At 60.5% G+C, this 19,784-nt stretch carries 14 protein-coding genes and 1 riboswitch; of the genes, 7 read left to right on the forward strand and 7 right to left on the reverse strand.

Annotated elements, in window-relative coordinates; genetic code table 11:
• Positions 1–231: 231 nt before the first annotated feature.
• Positions 232–2,580 carry a TonB-dependent siderophore receptor gene (locus tag VFG26_RS00510; RefSeq protein ID WP_325021117.1) on the forward strand — a complete coding sequence of 783 codons (2,349 nt, stop codon included), beginning with the start codon at positions 232–234 and terminating at the stop codon, positions 2,578–2,580.
• A 254-nt stretch (positions 2,581–2,834) separates the two neighbouring features.
• Positions 2,835–3,098, forward strand: a complete 264-nt coding sequence (locus tag VFG26_RS00515; protein ID WP_325021119.1) for an EF-hand domain-containing protein — start codon at positions 2,835–2,837, stop codon at positions 3,096–3,098.
• Between the two features lie 113 nt (positions 3,099–3,211).
• On the opposite strand, the gene VFG26_RS00520 is transcribed toward VFG26_RS00515, so the two are convergent.
• The gene (locus VFG26_RS00520; RefSeq protein ID WP_325021121.1) at positions 3,212–3,580 is read right to left on the reverse strand and encodes a hypothetical protein; all 369 of its coding nucleotides are present in this window, start codon (positions 3,578–3,580) and stop codon (positions 3,212–3,214) included.
• Between the two features lie 570 nt (positions 3,581–4,150).
• On the opposite strand from VFG26_RS00520, the gene VFG26_RS00525 reads away from it, so the two are divergent.
• The 3 genes from VFG26_RS00525 to VFG26_RS00535 all read left to right on the forward strand — a co-directional run bounded on the left by VFG26_RS00525 (position 4,151) and on the right by VFG26_RS00535 (position 10,587).
• The gene (locus VFG26_RS00525; RefSeq protein ID WP_325021123.1) at positions 4,151–7,024 is read left to right on the forward strand and encodes an autotransporter outer membrane beta-barrel domain-containing protein; all 2,874 of its coding nucleotides are present in this window, start codon (positions 4,151–4,153) and stop codon (positions 7,022–7,024) included.
• A gap of 755 nt (positions 7,025–7,779) precedes the next feature.
• Positions 7,780–10,155, forward strand: a complete 2,376-nt coding sequence (locus VFG26_RS00530) for a TonB-dependent receptor (RefSeq protein ID WP_325021125.1) — start codon at positions 7,780–7,782, stop codon at positions 10,153–10,155.
• A 141-nt stretch (positions 10,156–10,296) separates the two neighbouring features.
• On the forward strand, positions 10,297–10,587 hold the full coding sequence (locus VFG26_RS00535) for a hypothetical protein (protein WP_325021127.1): 291 nt from the start codon (positions 10,297–10,299) through the stop codon (positions 10,585–10,587).
• A 51-nt stretch (positions 10,588–10,638) separates the two neighbouring features.
• Here VFG26_RS00535 and VFG26_RS00540 read toward each other — a convergent pair whose 3' ends face one another.
• Together VFG26_RS00540 and VFG26_RS00545 are read right to left on the reverse strand one after the other, a co-directional pair.
• On the reverse strand, positions 10,639–11,466 hold the full coding sequence (locus tag VFG26_RS00540) for an LssY C-terminal domain-containing protein (RefSeq protein ID WP_325021129.1): 828 nt from the start codon (positions 11,464–11,466) through the stop codon (positions 10,639–10,641).
• Between the two features lie 74 nt (positions 11,467–11,540).
• A complete protein-coding gene (locus tag VFG26_RS00545; RefSeq protein WP_325021130.1) occupies positions 11,541–12,149 on the reverse strand; it encodes a HupE/UreJ family protein in 609 nt (202 codons plus the stop codon).
• A 206-nt stretch (positions 12,150–12,355) separates the two neighbouring features.
• Positions 12,356–12,580: riboswitch (cobalamin riboswitch) on the forward strand.
• A gap of 237 nt (positions 12,581–12,817) precedes the next feature.
• Between VFG26_RS00545 and VFG26_RS00550 the strand changes: the two genes are divergently transcribed.
• Both VFG26_RS00550 and VFG26_RS00555 read left to right on the forward strand, forming a co-directional pair.
• The gene (locus VFG26_RS00550; protein ID WP_325021133.1) at positions 12,818–14,854 is read left to right on the forward strand and encodes a TonB-dependent receptor plug domain-containing protein; all 2,037 of its coding nucleotides are present in this window, start codon (positions 12,818–12,820) and stop codon (positions 14,852–14,854) included.
• An 84-nt stretch (positions 14,855–14,938) separates the two neighbouring features.
• Positions 14,939–15,490, forward strand: coding sequence for a hypothetical protein (locus VFG26_RS00555; RefSeq protein ID WP_325021135.1), 552 nt, complete (start codon positions 14,939–14,941; stop codon positions 15,488–15,490).
• Between the two features lie 3 nt (positions 15,491–15,493).
• Here VFG26_RS00555 and VFG26_RS00560 read toward each other — a convergent pair whose 3' ends face one another.
• The 4 genes from VFG26_RS00560 to VFG26_RS00575 all read right to left on the reverse strand — a co-directional run bounded on the left by VFG26_RS00560 (position 15,494) and on the right by VFG26_RS00575 (position 19,600).
• The gene (locus tag VFG26_RS00560; protein ID WP_325021988.1) at positions 15,494–16,138 is read right to left on the reverse strand and encodes an adenosylcobinamide amidohydrolase; all 645 of its coding nucleotides are present in this window, start codon (positions 16,136–16,138) and stop codon (positions 15,494–15,496) included.
• A gap of 255 nt (positions 16,139–16,393) precedes the next feature.
• Positions 16,394–17,302, reverse strand: a complete 909-nt coding sequence (locus VFG26_RS00565; RefSeq protein WP_325021137.1) for a glycosyltransferase family 2 protein — start codon at positions 17,300–17,302, stop codon at positions 16,394–16,396.
• Positions 17,303–17,523: 221 nt separating this feature from the next.
• Positions 17,524–18,183, reverse strand: a complete 660-nt coding sequence (locus VFG26_RS00570; protein ID WP_325021139.1) for a hypothetical protein — start codon at positions 18,181–18,183, stop codon at positions 17,524–17,526.
• A 16-nt stretch (positions 18,184–18,199) separates the two neighbouring features.
• A complete protein-coding gene (locus VFG26_RS00575; protein WP_325021141.1) occupies positions 18,200–19,600 on the reverse strand; it encodes a selenium-binding protein SBP56-related protein in 1,401 nt (466 codons plus the stop codon).
• Positions 19,601–19,784 lie beyond the last annotated feature (184 nt).

The raw sequence follows: 19,784 nt of genomic DNA on the forward strand, positions 1-19,784 counted from the left end.
TGATTGCCCGCTTCAAAATTCCGGTCAGGCCTCTCTATAGCACCAGCATCGCTGCTGCTATACCGGAGCGAATAGTCGTCTGAGCGATGCGCATGCACAAAAGATTTGAGATAAGTATACTAAGACAGTAGACATTCTGTGAACGGCGTGTAGGCTTGTGCTCTGATTGGCGTCGGAGCGTTCAGCTGCGGTGTCGATTTGGTAATTTGATATCGACGCCGGGGGGCTCGAGTGCGCACGTCTACATCAGTTGCCGCTATTTCTGCGGCGGGCTTGCTATTTTCTTCTTCCGTAGCCATCGCGCAGACCGCAGAGCCCGCTCCAGAACAGGCAGCGCCGGCTCCGGTGCAAGCGGAACCGGCTCAAGCCCCGGCCGCCTCAACATCGCTGCCGGAAGTGACTGTCGAATCGACCGAGCAGCCCAAGAGCCCGCCGAAGAAGAAGGTCGCGAAGCAGAAAGCGACCACCACCACGGCGGTCACTGCAACGTCGCCTCCGGCGCAGCAGCCAACCGCGCCCGGCATCCAGAACGTCAACGTGAAAGGCGCATACGCGCCGGTCGCCAACTACAACGCGACGGACTCGGCGACGGGAACGAAGACCGATACACCGCTCTCCGAAATTCCGCAGTCGATCTCGGTCGTCGGCGCCGAGCAAATTCGCGACACGGGCTCGCAAACCGAGCAGGAGGCGTTGCGTTACGTTCCGGGCGTCGTCGCAGACTCCTACGGCGTCGATGGCCGGTCGGATGGCAGTTTCATCCGAGGCGTGGAGGCCACCACTTACCTCGATGGCCTGCGGCGGTCTTTCAGCTATTATACGAGCACCTACCGCATTGATCCGTACTTCCTGGAGCGTCTGGAAGTTCTGCGCGGGCCTGCATCCGTTCTCTATGGTCAGGCATCGGTCGGCGGCATCATCAATTCCGTATCGAAGCGGCCGCAAACGGAGAGAGGTGGCGAAGTCAGCGTCGAGTATGGCAGCTTCGACTTCAAGCAGGTCAAATTCGATACGACAGGCGCGATCACGTCGGATAAGCGATGGTCATACCGTTTGACCGGTGTCGCTCGCGATGCCGACACGCAGGTCGATTACGTCGATAACGACCGCTATGCGATCCAGCCGGCGATCACGTTCCGTCCAGACAGCAATACGACGATTACGGCGCTCACCCACTTTCAGAAAGATCGTTCCGGGTCTACCTCGCAATTCCTCCCACACATCGGCACGATTTTTCCGAACGTCAACGGCCGGCGCATTCCGCAAAACCGGTTCGTGGGCGAACCGGGCGACCATTACGACACGGACGCCGCGTCCGCGACCCTGCTGGTCGAGCACAAGTTCAACGAGGTCTTCAAGTTCAACCACGCGTCCAGCTATACGAACGTGCATAACGATTACGCGAGCACGTACTCCGGGCACTTCTACAGGCCGCCAGGGTTCCCCTATCTGGATCCCGACCAGACCGAGATGGTGCGGATCAAGTCTGCGAGTGTCACGGATACCGACGTCTTCACCCAGGACACGAACCTGCAGGCCAAGTTCGCGACGGGTTGGATCTCTCACAAGGTGATTGGCGGGGTCGACTACTCCAACTTCAGATCCAGCTCAAGGATGGGCTCGGCTCTGAACACGACCCCCTTTGATGTCTACAACCCGATATATGGCCAGCCGGAAGGGCTCGAGGGCGTTGGTTGCGGCGGTGGAGCTTATGGTCCTCTGCCTGAACTTCCGATCTGCGATCAGCCGGATCTGAAGACGACGCAAACGGGCCTCTACGTACAGGATCAACTGCGGCTCGGTAACTGGCTCGCCATTCTCGGCGCGCGCAAGGACTGGATCGATACGGGTTCTGGTCCCGCGGCCCAGAGCGACGACAATGTCTCGTACCGCGCGGGCCTGATGTACGAGTTCGCGTTCGGACTGACGCCGTACGTCAGCTACGGCGAATCTTTCGTCCCCGTGCTCGCAAGGCTCGCAAATAACCAGCCGGCAGATCCGCAGCAGGGCCGTATGTATGAAGTCGGCTTCAAGTATCAGCCGCCGGGCGCTAACTTCTCCATCAACGGCGCGCTCTTCGATATCAAGGAGAGCAATCATCTCGTCATCTCCGATGACGGTCTGACCTACGTCCAGAACGGCGCCATCACGAGCAGGGGCGGCGAGATCGAATTCACCGGTCAGTTGACGAAGAACCTCAAGGCTGTCGCCGGCTATTCTTATACGCAGGCGCAGTATGACGACGGCACCGTATTGGACGGCAACCAGATCGAGTCCAGACCGAAGCACATGGCATCGCTGTGGGGCGTGTGGGAGTTCGATCAGCCTTATTTGAAGGGATGGTCGGCTGGCGCGGGCGTACGATACATCGGCGCCAACTGGGATTCGACCAATACCTTGAAGGTGCCGGACGTGACGCTCTTCGATGGGATGATCGCATACGAGGAAGAAAACTGGCGCTGGCAGATCACCGCGCAGAACATCGGTGATAAAGAGGTGATTTCGACCTGTCTGTCGCGCGGCGATTGCTGGCTCGGTCAGGCTCGCACGATCATCACCGGCTTTACCTACAAGTTTTAATCACGCTCGATAACGTCTCTTGCCGCGCTATCCCGGCAGGAGACGCTTTGCCGTCGGTTTGGAGATTTTCTCTGAGGGCCAGCGCGATTGGCTCATAGCGCGAACAGCGCCCAATTTTACCCAAATCGTTCGCGCCGTTTCTCGAAAGCGGCAATCACATTTCGACGCTGCTAATGCGGAGCAGGTGCCGCGGCATCTACTTAGCGAATGTGCGCCCCAGGCATTGGAGGGCGTCATCTAGGTAGGAGAGTTCCATGGGCAGATCCCTCATTGTTTGGTTCTTCATCGTTCTATCGTGCACCGTCGGCGCGATCACTTGGGCGCAAGCGCAGACGCCGCTGGGTGAAGATGAGTGTGCTGACGTTTGGAAGAAAGCCGGAGGGGGACGCGATCTCGGTCCGGATCAGGCGAAGCCGTTCATCAAAAACTTCGTGCAGCTCGACGTCGACAAGAACGGCTCGATCGATTGGGAGGAGTTCAAGGCCGGCTGTGCGAATGGCTTGGTCACGAAAGGGTAGAAGAATGGCGGAGACGCGAACCGCCTAGACTGATCATCCGGCGAAACCTCTCGGCATGTGCGAATGCCGAGAGGCTTGGAAGTGGGCTAAGGTCGTGCCTTGCGTGATGGGCATTAACGGCGGTCGTCGAAGTCGCCGAGCCGGTTGAAGCAATCCTGCAGGCGCTGGGCCCGGAACTGCTGCTCGCGTGCGATGTCCGAGCGCGAGGCCCAACGGCACCACATGAAGTGAGGACCGACGTCGGTGCCCCACTGCGGGCCACGGAAGCCGCAGCGGTTGCGAATGTTGCTGTCTGCCTGCACGGCTGAGATCCGCGCATAGAGTTCGCAGCTCGCCCGCTTGCCTTCGACGTCGCCGCGCCGGTCGTCCTTGCCGAAACGGAAGGTGAAGCCGCGATCATCGAAGCGGAGCGTTTGGGCTGCCGCCGGAACCACCGTTCCGAGAAGAACTGCCGCCATGAGCCCCAATACAACGTTTCGCATGTACTATCCTTTTTATAACTGTGCTCAGTCCCGGTAGCGATGGATTATGGCTTTTCGTGCTGCAACCAGCGTGTGCTGACAAAGCAAGTCCCGCCGTCCTGGCCACCGCTCCTGGGCCGACCGGGACATCCGGTATCAAAAGTTAAGAAATCGGCAGCGCCGCGCCCCTTTTGGCGAGTTCGGAATTGCGTCGTGGCGAATACGCAACATCAACAGCATTTTGAACGCAAGCGTATCGTCTGGGAAATACTCCCATATTCCGCAGTGCTCACTTCGATAACAGTGCCTGGGAAGGCTCGTGTAGCGAGCTTTCTCTTCTTCCTGACGGGTTGCCCGCAGGTGAACAAAAAGAACCCGGCTGAAGCTGGAGGGGAGTGGAGTTGAGTAGAGTTCCGCGCATGCGACGCCCAGAAGCGTTGTCCAAAAAGATCTTCAGTCCAGCGTAGCAAACGAAGTCCTGGCGCCAGTCTTCCCGTCTGCAATCTGGCGCTCGGCTTCGACCTTCCTGAGCCAATCAAGCCAATAATCAAAAGAAAACTTCCAAACCCGATTTGGAAGGGGGGAAAACTTATGCGTTCATCGAACCACGCTTTGGGCCATCCCACTGCGCGACTTCTGCTTGCCTCGCTAGCCGCCGCGCTCAGCATGGGCGTGTCTCACCAGGCTCTGGCTGCTTGCTCCAACAGCGGTACTGCGGGCATCGTCTTGGATTGTTCCGGAGATGACGCCGCCATAACCTCGGCCGTTGCAGCTGCTCCGGCATCGAGCATCGCAACAGCAAACCCGATCGCCGGGGTACGCATTACAGAAGACGCAACGCTCGAGGTTGGAGCCGACGTTTCGTCGCGTATTTCAGCGGCTTTGCTGTCAGCGACGAACAATAATTACGGTGTTTACGGCATATGGGGCCAGGTGGCGGGAGACCCCCCAACTCCGCCGACCTCAGCTGAAGTATTCACCGTCAACGTGCTGGCGGGCACGACAGTCAGCGCGTCACATGCCGGCCGCGGACTGGCCGCCGGCATCTATGCCCAGGGTGATGTCGAGCAGTTCACCGTCAACAATTTCGGTACGATCTCCGTCGAGCGTGGACCGCAGACGATCAACTCGATCAACGCGGCCGGTGCGGTAACGGTCGATCCTAATGGCGATCCGGCGCTGCGCGGCACACTCGGCATTGCCGCCGGTATCTATAACAACGAAGAAGAAGTCGAGAACGAGATCATCAGCAATTTCGGGACGATTAGAGCGACGGGGCAGTTGACCGCCGGCATCTATTCTCGGGCCAACGCGCTTTTGATCGAGAACTACGGGACGATCGAAGCCACTCCTGGCAGCGGTATCGTGAATGCTGCGATTGCGACGTACGATGGCCGCATTCAGGGCAACGGCCCCGAGGGTGAGGATCCCCCGACCCACCGTGTCGTGACATACGGCAAGTCCTTCATCGACAACTATGGCACGGTTCAGGGCGACATTCAGGTTATCGAGCAGACCAACCTAGCGTTCATGGGTTCGCTTCTCGCGGGAACCGATCTGGCGCTGAGCGCGCAGACGAACCGCCGAGACAGTGAGATCTTCAACGCCGCAACGATCAATGGCAACATCTGGCTCGGAGCAGGCAATCACGTCTTCACGAACACCGGCACGGTCACGGGTAATCTCGTGGTCGATCAGCGCCGTGAAATTACCCCTCCGACAAATCCGGGCACGCTTCCGTTCGCGATCGGCGTCTCGCAGCGTCCGACTGCCGGCGACGACGACGATGACGATGATGATGACGTCGATCCGTCAAACACCTTTTCCAGTTACGCCGATTTCGTTGCTGTCGTTCCGGATCACCACTTTGAATTCGACAACGCGGGCGTCTTCAACGGTAACGTGACCGTGTTCACCAACCTGGCGGGGACGGCGAGTTCGATCGAGCTCAGGCCGCATATTACCGGCAGCGGTACAGGGTCTACGACTGCTGATCCCTCCGAGAACAGCGGCTTCATCAACGGAACGTTGGCAATTGGCACAGGACTTTGGCCGACTGTGACGGCCAGCACGATCGCGACGACGACCACGCTCACTCCGGTTATCGATTCGACTGTTCGTGACGGAGAAAGCTTTCTCGTCGCCAAGCATCTTACCGGCACGGATCTGCCAACTCTGATCGAAGACTCCTACTTGGTCGATTGGGAGGCCTACCAGGTCGGCGGTTCAGCGAGCGGAAATGCGCTTGCGATCCGGGCTTCCGTGAAAAACGCGTTCGACATCGAGGGTATCTCGAATCCTGCCGCGGCGACCCTCAATGGGCTCATTGCTGCCGGCAGTGACGACAGCGACGTGCTCGGTGCCCTGGGCGGTGCGGTTCAATCGCTTTCCGACGAAGACGACGTGAGAACGGCCGGCAGTCAGCTCGCGCCTGAAACGAACTTCGCTACTCAGCAGGCTGCGATCACGCTCAACTCCGCAATCGGCCAGCACATCGATACGCGGTTAGCATCTGTTGGCGGAACGGGCAGCTCGCCTGGCTATGTGCCAGGGCCTTCGGGACTCGGCATTAAGCAGAGTGATCCGAACAGGTCTAATCTCGGCGGGCTCAAGGATGGAGATGATGATTTCGTCGCTCCGCGGAGTGGTGCGCTCTGGGGTCAAGCCTTCGGTGTGGGCATGAACCAGGGCGAGAGAAGTCTCGTCGATGGTTACGATGCACGGCTCTATGGCATCCTCACCGGTTACGACAACTGGATTGCGCCGGGCGTCCGGATCGGCGTTGCAGGCGGCTATGCCAATACCCGCATCTATGGTGAAGGCGACACGTCGCGCAACAGCACGGACATCGACAGCTATCTCGTGCAGGCTTACGGCGCGATCAAGAATCCGGGCTGGTATGTGTCGGGCCGCACGGGTTTCACCTGGCACGACTACGATACACGGCGAGTGTTGACGGTGCCGTTCGAGGATAGCGCGGAGGCCAGCCACGACGGCCGCCAGTTCAACGCCTCGATCGAACTCGGCGCGCCGATGCACTTTGCGAGTGCGATCGTGACCCCGATTGGGTCGCTGACCTATTCGAACCTGCACCAGGATGGATATACCGAGGACAGCGACGGAGGTATGGCTCTGCGCATCAACAGCCAGAGCAACGACTCGCTCGTGTCGGCGCTCGGTATCAAGGCGCTCATTCCGATCGCCGCTGACACGGTGATCGAGGGCCGTGCCGCCTGGCTGCACGAGTTCTCGGATACGGCTCAGGTCGTCACGGCGGCGTTCGCGGCAGGCGGCGGTACGTTCACTGCCGCGGGGCCGGACGTTGGCCGGGATACCGCTGCGCTGGGTGCCGGTATCCTGGCGCAGTTCAATCCGGGTTCGACGTTCGAGCTCAATTATGACGCCAACATCCGCGAGGATTATCTGGCGCACATCGGCTCTGCTCGCGTCAAACTGGACTTCTGATGCTCAGCGGTGGCGATCACGGGCTAGCCCGGCGATCGCCACCGCTTGCTCCATTGGCGAACGATTTTGACCGCCCAGAAATTTGCCGCGTATTGAACGGGCGACACTCAGTTTAGAGATTTCCCGCCGCCCGACAGATAAATTCCGGTTTCGAAGGCTCTCCTGCACGTGGAAGAGATTTCTGATGCACCAGGGCCGCCAGGTGCGGGCAAACCGTCGGTTTACTGATTAATTCTCGGTCAGACCCATTGCCCGGCGCGGCCAGAATCGCTCCTGTCGTTTGATGTTCGCATCAATGCCGGAGTGGCGTCGATATGCTTGCATCTTCGCGGATTTGGCTGGGAGCCAGAGCTCCGGCGGTGGCGATGGTCCTGCTGATTTCGGTGAGCGGGTTTGTCCCGGTGGTGGCGCAGGGTGCTGGAAGCAGCGCGACGCCGCCTGCGAAGTCGCCAAGTCCGCCAGCGCCAGCTCAGGGTCCGAGTTCGCCTGAGCCAGCCCCGACGCCAACGCCATCTCCTAGCGCGGCTCCAACGCCCCCGGTCACAACTGCGCCGCCGTCTCCGCCGGCAGCTCCTCAGCAAACGCCTGCGCAGGCTCCTCCAAGCACCACGCTTCCCGAAGTTGACGTTATCCAGGCGCGTCCGCAGCCCCCGGCAAAAGTAAAGAAGGAATTGCAAGCCAAGCGGCGGGCACCGGCGGCTCCATCGGCGGCAGCACCGTCCGAAGCCAAGGGACCCGTGAAAGAGGCACCCGCCGTGCAGCCGAGTGCACTTCCGGCGGCGCCTCCCATCCCATCGCCGTCCGCGCCTCAGTTCGCGGTCGCGCCGCCATCGGACGATGTGAAGATGTCGCCGCTCGGGGGCGCGGTTCCGATCGGCAAGGTGCCGAGCAGCGTCAGCACTGTTTCGTCATCTGAAATCGCACGCACGCGGAGTGATTACGCGGCGAGCGTTCTAGCCAACTATGTGCCCGGCATCATCGTGAGTGACTACCAGGGCAATGGTTTTCAGACGAACGTCGATTACCGCGGCTTCAATTCCTCGCCGGTCGATGGCGTGCCGCAGGGGCTTGCGGTTTATCAGAATGGCGTCCGTATCAACGAGTCTTTCGGCGATACCGTCAATTACGATTTCATCACACCGATCGCGATCGCCAACATGACGGTGATGAGCGGCAACCCCGTCTTCGGCCTCAATGCAATCGGCGGGTCCATCTCGATCGATATGAAAAACGGGTTCAACTATCACGGCTTCGAGGCGGACACGCGTTTTGGATCGTTTGGGCGCGTGCAAGGATCGATCCAAGACGGCAGGCAATTCGGCAACTGGGCGACATACATCGCTATGGATGCCATTCGCGACGAGGGCTTCCGCGAGAAGGGCACATCCGACATCCGCCGTTTGTATGCCGACCTTGGCGTCAAAGGTGACGGATCGGAATTCCACTTGAACTTTACGGGCGCCGACAACTCGGTCGGCGTTGCCGCAGCGTCGCCGGTGGAGCTTTTGGATGAAGGCTGGGGCAGGGTTTTCACTACGCCGCAATCGACGACGAACGAGATGGAAATGGTGTCGCTCAATGGCAGCGTGCAGGCGACGGATACGCTGCAAATATCGGGCGTTTCCTACTACCGCCACTTCAAGCAGAAGCATATCGACGGCAATATTTCTGATGCGGAGCCCTGCGCGGTCAATCCACCCGGTCCGCCGGTGACGGGTGCTTGCCTCGATAATCTCGATGGCACGAGCATTCTTCTGCGGGATACGGGCGGCAATCTGATAACCGTTCCCGGCGATGAAGGGCTTGGTGAAATCGACCGCACGTTTGTGGATACGAATAGCTTCGGTGCGGCGCTGCAGGGCGTCGATAAATCGAAACTGTTCGATCGCAATAATCAGTTTCTGCTGGGCGGCAGCATCGACCATGGCGAGGTGGCGTTTTCTTCATCGGCCCAGCTTGGCACCTTGCAGCCGAACTTCGTGGTTGCGGGCGGCGGTCCATTCGTGGGACCGTTCGGCGATATCTGCACGCAGGAGGACGATGGCTCGTGCACGCCGACGGGAGCCACCGATCTCTCCGATATTCGCCCGGTCGACATATCGACGACGAACACCTACTACGGGCTCTATTTTCTCGACACGTTCGATGCGACCGACCGGCTGACTTTGACAGCGGGCGGCCGTTTCAACGTCGCGAACATTCAGATTCACGACGAGACGGGGTTGGCGCCAAACCTCAATAGCGACGACACCTACTTCCACTTCAATCCGGTCGCAGGCGGCACGTATAAGCTGCTTGATGGCGTTTCGCTTTACGGCAGCTTCTCGGAAGCGAACCGCGCGCCGGTCGCCGCCGAACTTGCGTGTGCGGATCCGGACAATCCCTGTCTCTTGCCGAGCTTTCTCACGTCCGATCCGCCGCTGAAGCAGGTCGTTTCATACACGTGGGAGGTGGGGCTGAAGGGCAGCAGCGCGGATGCGCTTGCGCGGCAGAAGATGACGTGGAGCCTGGGTTATTTCCATACACTGAATACCGACGACATCATCAACGTCGCGTCGCCGATCATCGGCCGCAGCTCGTTCACGAATGCGGGTGACACATTGCGGGAAGGGGTCGAGGCGCAGATCAATTATTGGCAAGGGCCGCTCTTCGCGTATGCGGGCTATAACTTCGTCGAAGCGACGTTCCAAAGCAATCTGACGCTGCAATCGCCGTTCAACCCATTCGCCGATGAAGACGGGAATATCTTCGTGCATCCGGGGGACCGGTTGCCGGGCGTGCCGATGCACAAGTTCAAGGCGGGCGTCGATTACAGCGTCACGCCGCGATGGCGGATGGGGGCGGACCTGATCGCTGCGAGCAATCAGATCTTCTTCGGCGATGAATCCAATCAGAATGCGCCGCTGGGCGGCTATGCCAAGGTCAACCTCCACACGTCGTACGATGTGACGGATAACATTCAGATCTATGGTCTGGTCGACAACGCCTTCAACGCGCATTACGGCGTCTACGGGACCTTCTTCGATGTGGATGACGCCAACGAAGCGGCGGGAACCAATTTCACCGATCCGCGGACGATCGTGCCGGCTGCGCCAATTGCGGCTTATGGCGGACTTAAGGTGACGTTTTGATCATAAATTCAAATCTTCTTTGCGCAATGTTCGGCAGCTTTTGGCAACGCACGCGCGGATACGATCTCACTTAGAATGACGAGACCAGCCGATTAATGCGCGGCGCGCGGCGTCAGCGTGCAATGTTTCTTGGAGATGCTTATGGATCTCACCAGCAAGCCTGTGCTTTTAGCCATTTTGATTTTTGCGGCGCCGATGGCAGCTGCGCCGCTTCAGGCGCAATCGCCGCAAGCTGACGAGAAGGAGCAGCTTGGCAATTCGCCATCTCCTGACGTCCTTCCTGACGCTTCGCAGCAGGGGCCGAGCCAGTCCATCCAGCAGCAGGAAAAGGAACAGCTTGGCAATTCGCCGGGGCCGAACGTCAGTCCTGGTGTGACGACGCCGGGGCCGGGCGAGTCCATCAACAAGCAAGAGCAGAACCAGCTGCGTTAGTGGGCAAAGCGTGCCCGCTTCCGGACAGCGAACGAGCTTCTTGCTCTTTGCTTATTGCGGTCGCGCTTCGATTTCGGCGACCGCGATATCGCCGTCGGTGACGTAGTGATTGACGCGCTTTGTCACCAGCTCATCGCCGGTCCTGTAGTTCGTGACTTTGCCGATAACGCCGCTCTTGCTCAGTTCTTCGATGAGGTAATTGCGTTCGGCGCCCGTGTCTGAGTCGGTCGCATGCGTAATCTGATAGGTCATGCGGGTCAAAGACAGACCCGTATCTTTGGTGGCGGCGCCGACCCAGAGTACGTGCTCATCTTCCGCCGGGCGCTGGTCGTTCAGCCAGAAGGCCGGTGAACTCCAGTCTGCCTCGGTGCCAGCGAGATCCTGAGCCCAGAAGCGCACATGGTGGCGCTTGCGCGGACTGTTATCGATGCATCTCTGAAAGCCGATGTCTTGGGCGCGGCCGAAGAGGTAGAGCGTACTAAAGGGCGCTGTCGGGTACGGCCTATTGAGGACGAACGCGCGAACCATCCGCCACGAGCTTGCGAGACTGAGACGGTCGGCTTCGCACCATCCCGCGGTGGCGAAGGCCGAGCGGAGGTCGGCGGCGGTGCCGGTTAGCGCGAGGTTCACGGGATCGCCGGGCAAGCCGTCTCCGGTGATCGTGTAGCTCGGCACGCGCTTGCGCTGGAGAATTTTCAGCCCCATGCGGACGGCGCGCGGAAGGATGAGATAGGCGCCGATGATGTAAGTGATCGTGAGAGCGAAGATCCACGGCAGCCTGCGGTCGACCAATTCGAAGACATCGACGATCAACCAGACGCTCAACACGCCGAGGCCGAAGATCGCTATCCGCTGCAAGGTGCGAATTGCCAGGCGCATACTCGTTCTCGAACCGCTCGTGTAGCGTTGGGCCCCCGCTGGCGCTGTTCCTCACGCGAGCGGCGAAGAGACGGTCAAAAGCTCGATGCGGTGAGCGCAACTCCCGCGGCGGCAACCAGGCCACCGGCGACGCGCAGCGCCTTGTGCGCATGGGGTGATGGCGATCTGTTCGCCGCCATGGCTGCCATCATGCCCGTCATGTGAAGGGCGGCAGTCGCGGCGATGAAACCCAGTGCATATTGGAGCGCCGATGCATTCACCGGCATTTCGGCTCCATGCGCGTAGCCGTGGAAGACCGCAAACGATGCGACGATCAAAGCTGCGGAGGCGGCAGGCAGTTTCGCTTGCATGGCAATGAGTAAGCCAACGACCAGCACGGATGAAGCAATCGCCGGTTCGACCATCGGCAATTGCACGCCGGCAAACGGGAGCGTGCCGCCAGCGATCATGGCGACGACGAAGCTTGCTGGAACGGCCCAGAGCGCGCGCCCGCCGAGACGAACGGCCAATAGTCCCACCGCGACCATCGCCAACACATGATCAAGTCCGGTCAGCGGATGGAGCAGGCCGGTGATGAAGGCCGTCGCATTTGCGGACTCAACATGTCCAGGATGCGCCCACGCGGGCGACGAGATCAGGGACGCGACAACGCCAATGCAGGATAATAGCCGCAGCTTCTTCATGTGGTCCGCCCCTTCGATTGACAATCCGCCGTCCAAGCATTGCGAGTTTGCGCATCCATTGATGCTTGGACAAGTCCTTTTCGCGTGGGTTTCGCTGCGGCCTAGATAGAGGGCCGGGCGGGGGCTGGGTGCGGCTCTGAGGTGTGGCGCGCGGTCGCTCCACAGCACGGCGATGTTCGGCGTTGACTCGTGTTCATCGAATATGTGTTTATGACAATTGTGATGGTTCCATTTGGGTGAAGCCGCCCGGGTGGTGAAAATGGGAACACGGTGCGACGCTTTCCGCGTCAATGCCGGGACTGCCCCCGCAACTGTAAGCGGCGAGTCCGCTCCGAATAAGCCACTGACGGTCTCAGATCGAGATCCTCGGGAAGGCCGGAGAGGACGCCCGAGCCGCAAGTCAGGAGACCTGCCAGCACAAGCTGCCCATCTTCCGCGCGTGGGGCGCGGCAGGACGGACACCCGTAGTGGCGGCTGATGTGTCAACCGGTGGATAGCCCGCCGGGGTCATGCAGGTCGTTCGCTGAGTGGATAGATTTCTGCACGCGTACGTCAGCTTGGTTGCGATCCTTTGTCGGATCGGAATCGAGAACGTGCGTGCTGGTCCGCTGAGCCGCTGTGTGCCCCGAGTGGCAATCCGCCCTCATCGTCGTTCGACGGGGGTCATCATGCTACGCGACTACAAGCGCCGCACTTTGCGCGCGACGCTCTTCTGCACATTGTCATCGTTCGCAGCGATAGACGCGAACGCTCAGCAGCCGATATCGGCTGAGCTTCCCGAGGTCACCGTGGCTTCGGAGCCTGAGGCCAAGCCGCGCAAAAAGAAGGCGCCGGCTGCCGCCCAGCAGAGTTCGACGCCGCAGAATTCGGATGGTGGTGCAAGCGGGACGGCGCGCGGCGCGGATCATTCGGATATCGCCGTGTCACCCACGGGGATTGCCTCACCGGTGGAGCAGATTGCAAGCTCCGTCACGGTCATCACGTCCAAGGAAATCGAAGCGCAGCAGCGCCGCACGCTGCCGGATGTGCTGAAGAGCGTGCCCGGCCTCAACATCGTGCAAATGGGTGGCCCGGGCGGACAGACCTCGATCTTCATGCGGGGCACGAACTCCAACCACACGAAGGTGTTCATCGACGGCATCGACGTCAGCGATCCGAGCAGCGCCAACCGGTCCTTCAATCTCGGGCAGATGCTGACGACGGATATCGAGCGCGTCGAAGTTCTGCGCGGGCCGCAGAGCGGGCTTTACGGCGCGGACGCCGTGGGCGGTGTCATCTCCGTTTATACGAAGACGGGCAAGGGACCGCCGAAGGTGACCGGGATGGTCGAAGGCGGCTCGTTCGGCACGTTCAATCAAGCCGCGAGGATCAGCGGTGGCGCCGATCGCTACAACTATTCGTTCAGCGTCTCGCACTTCCGGGCCGATGATACGCCCGTTACCCCGTTCGATCTGCTGCTGCCTGGGGAGGCGCGCCACAGCAACCGGTATGACAACTGGACGTATTCGACCAAGATCGGCGTCGACGTGACGAAGGATGTGACGGTCAATTTCGTCAGCCGCTATACGGACGCGAGGCTCTACTACACTGGCGACGATTTCAATTTTCCGAGCCACCCCAATCCGTTTCTGACGCGCTCCGACTTCGACCAGTTTTATACGCGCGGCGAGGCCGTGTGGAAGACGTTCGGCGGGCAGCTGACGCACACGTTCGGCATCAATTACGCCAATCTGCAGACGGACAATTACGACATTATAGCGGGCAGCAACTTCGCCGACGGCGAACGGGTGAAATTCGATTGGCGCAGCGTTTGGCGAATCGCGCCGGGCTATACGCTCCTGACCGGGGCCGAGCAGCAGACCGAAGAACTCGACAGCGATGGGCTTCTCGTCGACGAGTGGAACCGCGCTGCGTTCGCGGAACTGCAATCAGAGATTTTCCGCAACTTCTTCCTCGTTGCCAATGTGCGGTATGACGACAACGAGAACTTCGGCGGGCACACGACGTGGCGCGTCGCACCGGCTTACGTGATTGAAGCGACCGGAACGAAGCTCAAGGCCAGCGCCGGCACCGCCTTCAAGGCGCCGACGCTCAATCAGCGCTTCCAGGATTTCCCGCCCTATTACTTTGGCAATCGCGATTTGAAGCCTGAGGAAAGTCTGGGGCTCGATGCCGGCTTCGAGCAGGCAGTGTTCGGCGGCCAGGCTCAGTTCGGCGCGACCTACTTCTACAACGACATCACCAATCTCATCGTCACCAACGCGGACTTCACCACCAACATCAATGTCGGGAAGGCGAAGACGTCGGGCGTCGAGGTGTTCGCGTCAGCGGACATCACCGAGAGCCTGCGGATCAGGGCCGACTACACGTATACGGAGGCGACCGACGAAGACACGCATACGCAACTCCTCCGCCGTCCGCGTCACAAGGCGAGCCTATCGGCGGGCTGGACGGCGACAGACCGGCTCTTGCTGACGCCGTCGCTGGTCTATGTCGGCGAGGCGGAGGACGTCGATCGCTCTGACTACGAGGAGGTGACCTTGCCGGGCTTCCTGCTCGTCAACGTTGCAGCCGACTACAAGCTGCGGGAGGGCGTGAGCCTCTTCGGCCGCATCGATAACCTGTTCGACAAGCATTACGAGAATCCCAATGGCTTCGAGGGGACGGGGATCGGCGCCTACGCCGGGCTGCGGTTCACCAATTGAATTTTCGGGGCGAGGGGCTGGGCCAAGGCCCCTCTCGCCTTGGTTTGCTTCTGTGCTACCAACTGACACCAGAGGAGACATCATATGACCATGAAGACGTTCACCAACGAAACCGCCGTGGCGGGGCTCTGGATCGCCTCGATCGCCGCTCTCAGCATCGGCGGCAGCCTGGCCTTCGCCTGCGCCGCGCCGCTCGCGGCCATTGCTGCGTTTGCCGGCACTAAGATGAAGAGCGGCGAGGGCATGACGCTGGTCGCTGCCGCTTGGCTGTCGAACCAGATCGTCGGCTTTGGCGTCCTCGGCTATCCAATGACCGCGGAGACGTTTGCTTGGGGCGCGGCCTTGGGGCTTGCAACCATCGTTGCATTCGTTGCTGCGCGTGCGGTTTCCGTTTCGACCGGAACGTCGGCTGCTGCTCTTGCCGGTGCTTTCGTTGCCGCCTTCGCGGCCTATCAGGCATCGCTCTACGCAGCCGGTCTCGTGCTCGGCGGCGTGCATGAAGCCTTCTCGCTGGCCGTCATCCAGCACGTGCTTGCAGTCAACGTGGTCGGCTTTGTTGGCTTCGCTCTGCTGCATCGCGCGGCTGAGGCGTTCTCGCTGATCCGCCCCCGTGCCGCTGCGGCTCTCGCGGCCTAAGCGCTAACTCTCGACGCCGACGGCGAGCCGCATGTCCTGCGTATCCTGCAGCCATGTGGCTATGCCGTCGCGCATGGAGCGGTAGACGGCCGCTCCGATCGCTTCGCCGATGGCAGTATGCAAACCGGCGAAGCGCACCGTATCTCCCGGCGGCGCGGCCACGACGATGCAATCGGTCCCCGTGCCGGTGATCGCGACGCCCGAGCGGCGTACGCCTGAATCCAAAATCGCCGTCGTACGCGCTTCAGCCACTATCGTTATCGCCTCGATCATTGCCGCGTCCGATAGGGGAAGGGATGCATGAACCATCGTGTTAATGGTGCCGAGCCCGGCCCGTGGCCTTGCAAAGCGCTCACCAACTCTCTCGCCATTCGATAGCCCGACGGTGCTGACGCACGTCGCGATGGCATCTTCTACCGCGACGTCAGCCACGTGATGGCGTCCGACGTCGCGCGAAGTTATCAGAGTGACGGCGTCATCCAGATTCGCCTTCGCAATGCGCCCCGCGATGACTTGCTCGGCATCCGCGCCGGCGGGCAGATCGGCGTCGCGAATTTCAATCCAGGCAACTTGGCGCGCGTGCTGAATGCCGGGCTTCGTCAGCGACCAGCTCAGCATTTTTTGAGGCGCGCCGAAGGTCGCGATCAACAGGCGCTGTTTGTGGACGAGCGTGAAAGGGAGGCTCGATGAACTTACGGCACAGTTCTCTGTCTGCGCCGATGTTTCCGTTGACGCGAATTCCAGCCGCCGCATCTATGAGAGTGCCCCCGGTTATGTATGGCGCTTGCGCAAAAGGGAGGCCGCGCAAGCTACATCGCACGCAATGCGCACACAGATTTAGCCGCGCTTTCGCGGCCTGCCAAGTTCGGAGCAGCATCCTTGCCGGCGCGAAATGACCCGGCTTTATTTTATTTTTGCGCGTGCCCTCTTGGTGGCGACAACCGGTTTCGGTCTGCCTTTGCTGTAGCCGTAGAGCACGCCGTTGGCCCATGAGAGTTTGAGGCGCGCGCCTTCGAGGTCTCCGGTGGTGACACACCACGCAGCGCCCAATGTGGTGCGCGCGACTTTTCCCAAGATGTAGGGAAGCGGGTAGCGGTGCTTGCGCATGAGGTAGCCGAAGCCGCGTGCGTGGGCCGTTGCGCGGCGTGTGCGTTCAGTCAGCGGCGCTGCGGTATCGACGGGATCGTGAAAGATCATGAGCTTCGGGAAATACCAACTGGCGACGCCGCTTTCGAGTGCGCGCAGGAGAAAGTCCGTCTCTTCTCCCGATTGGAAATCCGTTGGCGCACCGGGGCCAAGCGCCTCGTCAAATCTCAGAGCTTGCGCAGCCGCGCGCTCGATGAAGACGGTTGCGGCGTTTCCGGCTTCAAAAATGTTTTCGCGCGTGATCTGGGCTTCGCCCGGCAAGTTTGCGGTGAGGGGATGGCCCGCGGCGTCGACGAATTGTCCCGTGATCGCACTCAGCTTCGGGTTTCTCCGGAATGTGTCGATCACCTCTTCCACGACTGTCGGCTCGAACCAGACATCATCGTGGGGAAAGCCGATGTAGCGGCCGGAACTTGCAGAAAGTCCTATGTTTCGCGCTCGCGAAAGTCCGGGGCGCGAGCGCAGGTGCGTGATGCGAAGTTCGGGAAATTCGTGGATCGAAGGGTCTAGAACGCCGACCGGATTTTGATCGACGATAATAACTTCGAAATTCCTGGAGGTTTGCGCCGCAAGTGAATTCAGCAGCCGTTCGAGCGAACTCGCCCGGCCCAGAGTGCACACGAGGAGCGTGAGAAAAATTCGTGGTGGTTCATCGTTTGCCATCATCAGCTTTCCCATACGGGCTGGCAAAGACATGTGTCTGGTAGACCTGCCTGAACCTAACTCAACTATGCTTCATTGGCAGCTGCCATAACGAGGGAAGGTGGCTGAACGTGCTGCTCGTCATCAAAGGATTTGATGATGCGCGGTAAAAGGCAGTCAACCTTAAGGATCGGTTCTAGGCCGTTCCGCCGAACGTGGCGCGTGCCGGCGCTTCTTCTGCGCAATCAAAGAGAACCGGCCGCCGCAACAACGCCGACGGCGACGAGGCTGCCGGCCCAAAGCGCATCAACATTGATCCAGGCCTTGGAGAGAATGCGCACGCCGAAATAGCGATACGTGAGCCAAGCTGCCAGACCGCCGGTCGCAAGCAGCGCCGTTGCGTGGGCGGCCGCCACGAGAACGGCCAAGCATAGGTTGTTCGCGATGACCGGCATCGCTGAGCTGTGATCGCTGAATGGTGATGGTTGGGATGTACACAGCCCCAGATACATCGGCACCAGCATGAGACCTGCGCCGTGCGCGGTGGCGACTGCGAACGACCAGAGGCCGAGTTCGCTCGGCGGAATGCGTGCGAGAAACCGGGGATGACGGCGATAGACAAGAAGCAGAAGGCCGGCGCAGATAACGATGACCGCCGCCGCAAGACGTATTTCATGGCTCCAGTACTGCAGGGCCGTCAGCATTCCGAAGGGCAATAGTATGACGGTCATTGCCAGGAAGTGACCGCCGGCGAGGGGACCGAGCGCCGACAGAAGCGCCGACTGCCGCCGCTCCATCAGGCCCGCAGCGACGGCGAGCGGCCAGCCCATCCCCGGGTTGATCCCGTGATAGACGCCGCTTGCTAGAACGGCGAGCCAAAGCCCGATGTTCAAACCTTCAGTCATGGCCTTCGGTCATCGCTCAGGCCGACGAATAGCAGAAGCTATCCGTCGAGCAGTCGCCGCCTTCGAGCCGGACCTGGTGCGTGCGATAGCCTCCCGGCACATCGACGCGGAAGGCTTTGTCGAACGCCATGCCGCCAGCTGGATCGACGTTGACGATCATCAAAGCTCCCGGAACGCCTTCCGGATAGAACTGGTCATCCCATGTCGAATAGAGCGAGTTCGTTACGTAGACGCGCTTTCCATCGCGGCTGATTTCCAGCATCTGCGGGCCGCCAGCGAAGGGCGATCCGTCGGGCCGCGGCGTGCGGCGGGCAATGCCGCCGGCGTGGACGCTGCCGGCGAGTTTCGGCTTGCGCGGATCGGTGACGTCGTATTGGCGAAGCTCTCCCGTCCCCCAGCAGGCGACGTAGAGATATTTGTCGTCGAGCGAGAGATCGATATCGGTGACGAGCGGCGGCACGGCGCCGAAGCCCTTAAGGAGCGGCGGCAGCAACTCGGTATCCGCAGGTTCCGCGGGGATGGTCGCTGTCTTCTCGATGCGGAATTCGGCGCCTTCGCGCCACCAGGTCCAGATCGATCCTTCGAGGTTGGTGGTGTCGACGACGACGCCGAGGAAGCCATATTCGCGCGCGGGATCGTGCGCGGGGCGCACCTCGAGCGCCATCTGATGCTGAGCGCCGAGATCGATGGTTTGCACGTTGCGGCGTGCGCGCAAATTCCAGAAATGGATGTGATGGCCGTATTTGTTGGCGAGAAGATCTTCCGGAACGATACCGTTTTCGAATTGCGGCGGCAGGCCCCATTCGCTGCTGACCATATAATCGCGCGGCAGGTTCCACCAGAAATCATAATGCAACCGCTGCGGGCCGCGATCGATTTCCCAGCGGCCGAGCACGTCGAACGTTTCGCAATCGAGAATGAAAATGCCGGGCGGTCCGTCGGTGCCGTCGGCGCCTCCGCCGCCCAGCGTGCTGACGTAGATTCCGTCCGGTCCGCAATGGACCGTGTGTGGGCGCGAATAACCTGTCTTGTGGAGAATTTCTTCCGGCTCGATGATCTTGTGAATTTTCGCCTGCGTTGGATGCGGTTTGGTGTCGATCACATAGAGACGAGAGGAACGCAGCCCGGGGATGATGAGGTAGCGCCTTTCGATGAAGGCGTGACCGGAGAGCGGCGAGAGCGCCGACGAGCAGGCGTTCCAACCGAAGTGGTGAAACTCGTCGCCTTTGTTCGGCATCGTTACGGTGTGGACGATCTTGCCGTATTGAGATGACGACGGGTCCACATCGACGATGGCGAGCGCATCGGGCTGCGAGAAGTCGCCGCTGAGCAGAAGCGTGTAGGCGAACTTCTCAGGTGGCGCTTCGCTGGCGAGTTTTGGGGAAGCGTGGAAGGTCGGATCGGGTCTTTGGATCATTGCTTCCTCCGTTGACCGCTGGCGCTACGTGATGCCCAGCACATACGCATTCTCCGTCATCAGGAAGCGCGCGAACAGGTATCTTCGCAATTTTGTTCGGCTCTTGACGGATCGGCCAACGATAAAATTTCGCAGTCACCCCGGCGAGCCGTGAAGGGGCAGGGGCGCAACGTCTTCCAAACGC

This window comes from Hyphomicrobium sp., assembly GCF_035687085.1.
In the GTDB taxonomy this organism is placed as follows: Bacteria; Pseudomonadota; Alphaproteobacteria; order Rhizobiales; family Hyphomicrobiaceae; genus Hyphomicrobium_B.

What these genes read in the sequence shown, in the direction of transcription:
- VFG26_RS00535 (WP_325021127.1), top strand. Translation starts at nt 10,297, where the DNA reads ATGGATCTCACCAGCAAGCCTGTGCTTTTAGCCATTTTGATTTTTGCG.
- VFG26_RS00515 (WP_325021119.1), top strand. Translation starts at nt 2,835, where the DNA reads ATGGGCAGATCCCTCATTGTTTGGTTCTTCATCGTTCTATCGTGCACC.
- VFG26_RS00565 (WP_325021137.1), bottom strand. Translation starts at nt 17,302, where the DNA reads ATGATGGCAAACGATGAACCACCACGAATTTTTCTCACGCTCCTCGTG.
- VFG26_RS00545 (WP_325021130.1), bottom strand. Translation starts at nt 12,149, where the DNA reads ATGAAGAAGCTGCGGCTATTATCCTGCATTGGCGTTGTCGCGTCCCTG.
- VFG26_RS00555 (WP_325021135.1), top strand. Translation starts at nt 14,939, where the DNA reads ATGACCATGAAGACGTTCACCAACGAAACCGCCGTGGCGGGGCTCTGG.
- VFG26_RS00570 (WP_325021139.1), bottom strand. Translation starts at nt 18,183, where the DNA reads ATGACTGAAGGTTTGAACATCGGGCTTTGGCTCGCCGTTCTAGCAAGC.
- VFG26_RS00540 (WP_325021129.1), bottom strand. Translation starts at nt 11,466, where the DNA reads ATGCGCCTGGCAATTCGCACCTTGCAGCGGATAGCGATCTTCGGCCTC.
- VFG26_RS00575 (WP_325021141.1), bottom strand. Translation starts at nt 19,600, where the DNA reads ATGATCCAAAGACCCGATCCGACCTTCCACGCTTCCCCAAAACTCGCC.
- VFG26_RS00520 (WP_325021121.1), bottom strand. Translation starts at nt 3,580, where the DNA reads ATGCGAAACGTTGTATTGGGGCTCATGGCGGCAGTTCTTCTCGGAACG.
- VFG26_RS00550 (WP_325021133.1), top strand. Translation starts at nt 12,818, where the DNA reads ATGCTACGCGACTACAAGCGCCGCACTTTGCGCGCGACGCTCTTCTGC.
- VFG26_RS00525 (WP_325021123.1), top strand. Translation starts at nt 4,151, where the DNA reads ATGCGTTCATCGAACCACGCTTTGGGCCATCCCACTGCGCGACTTCTG.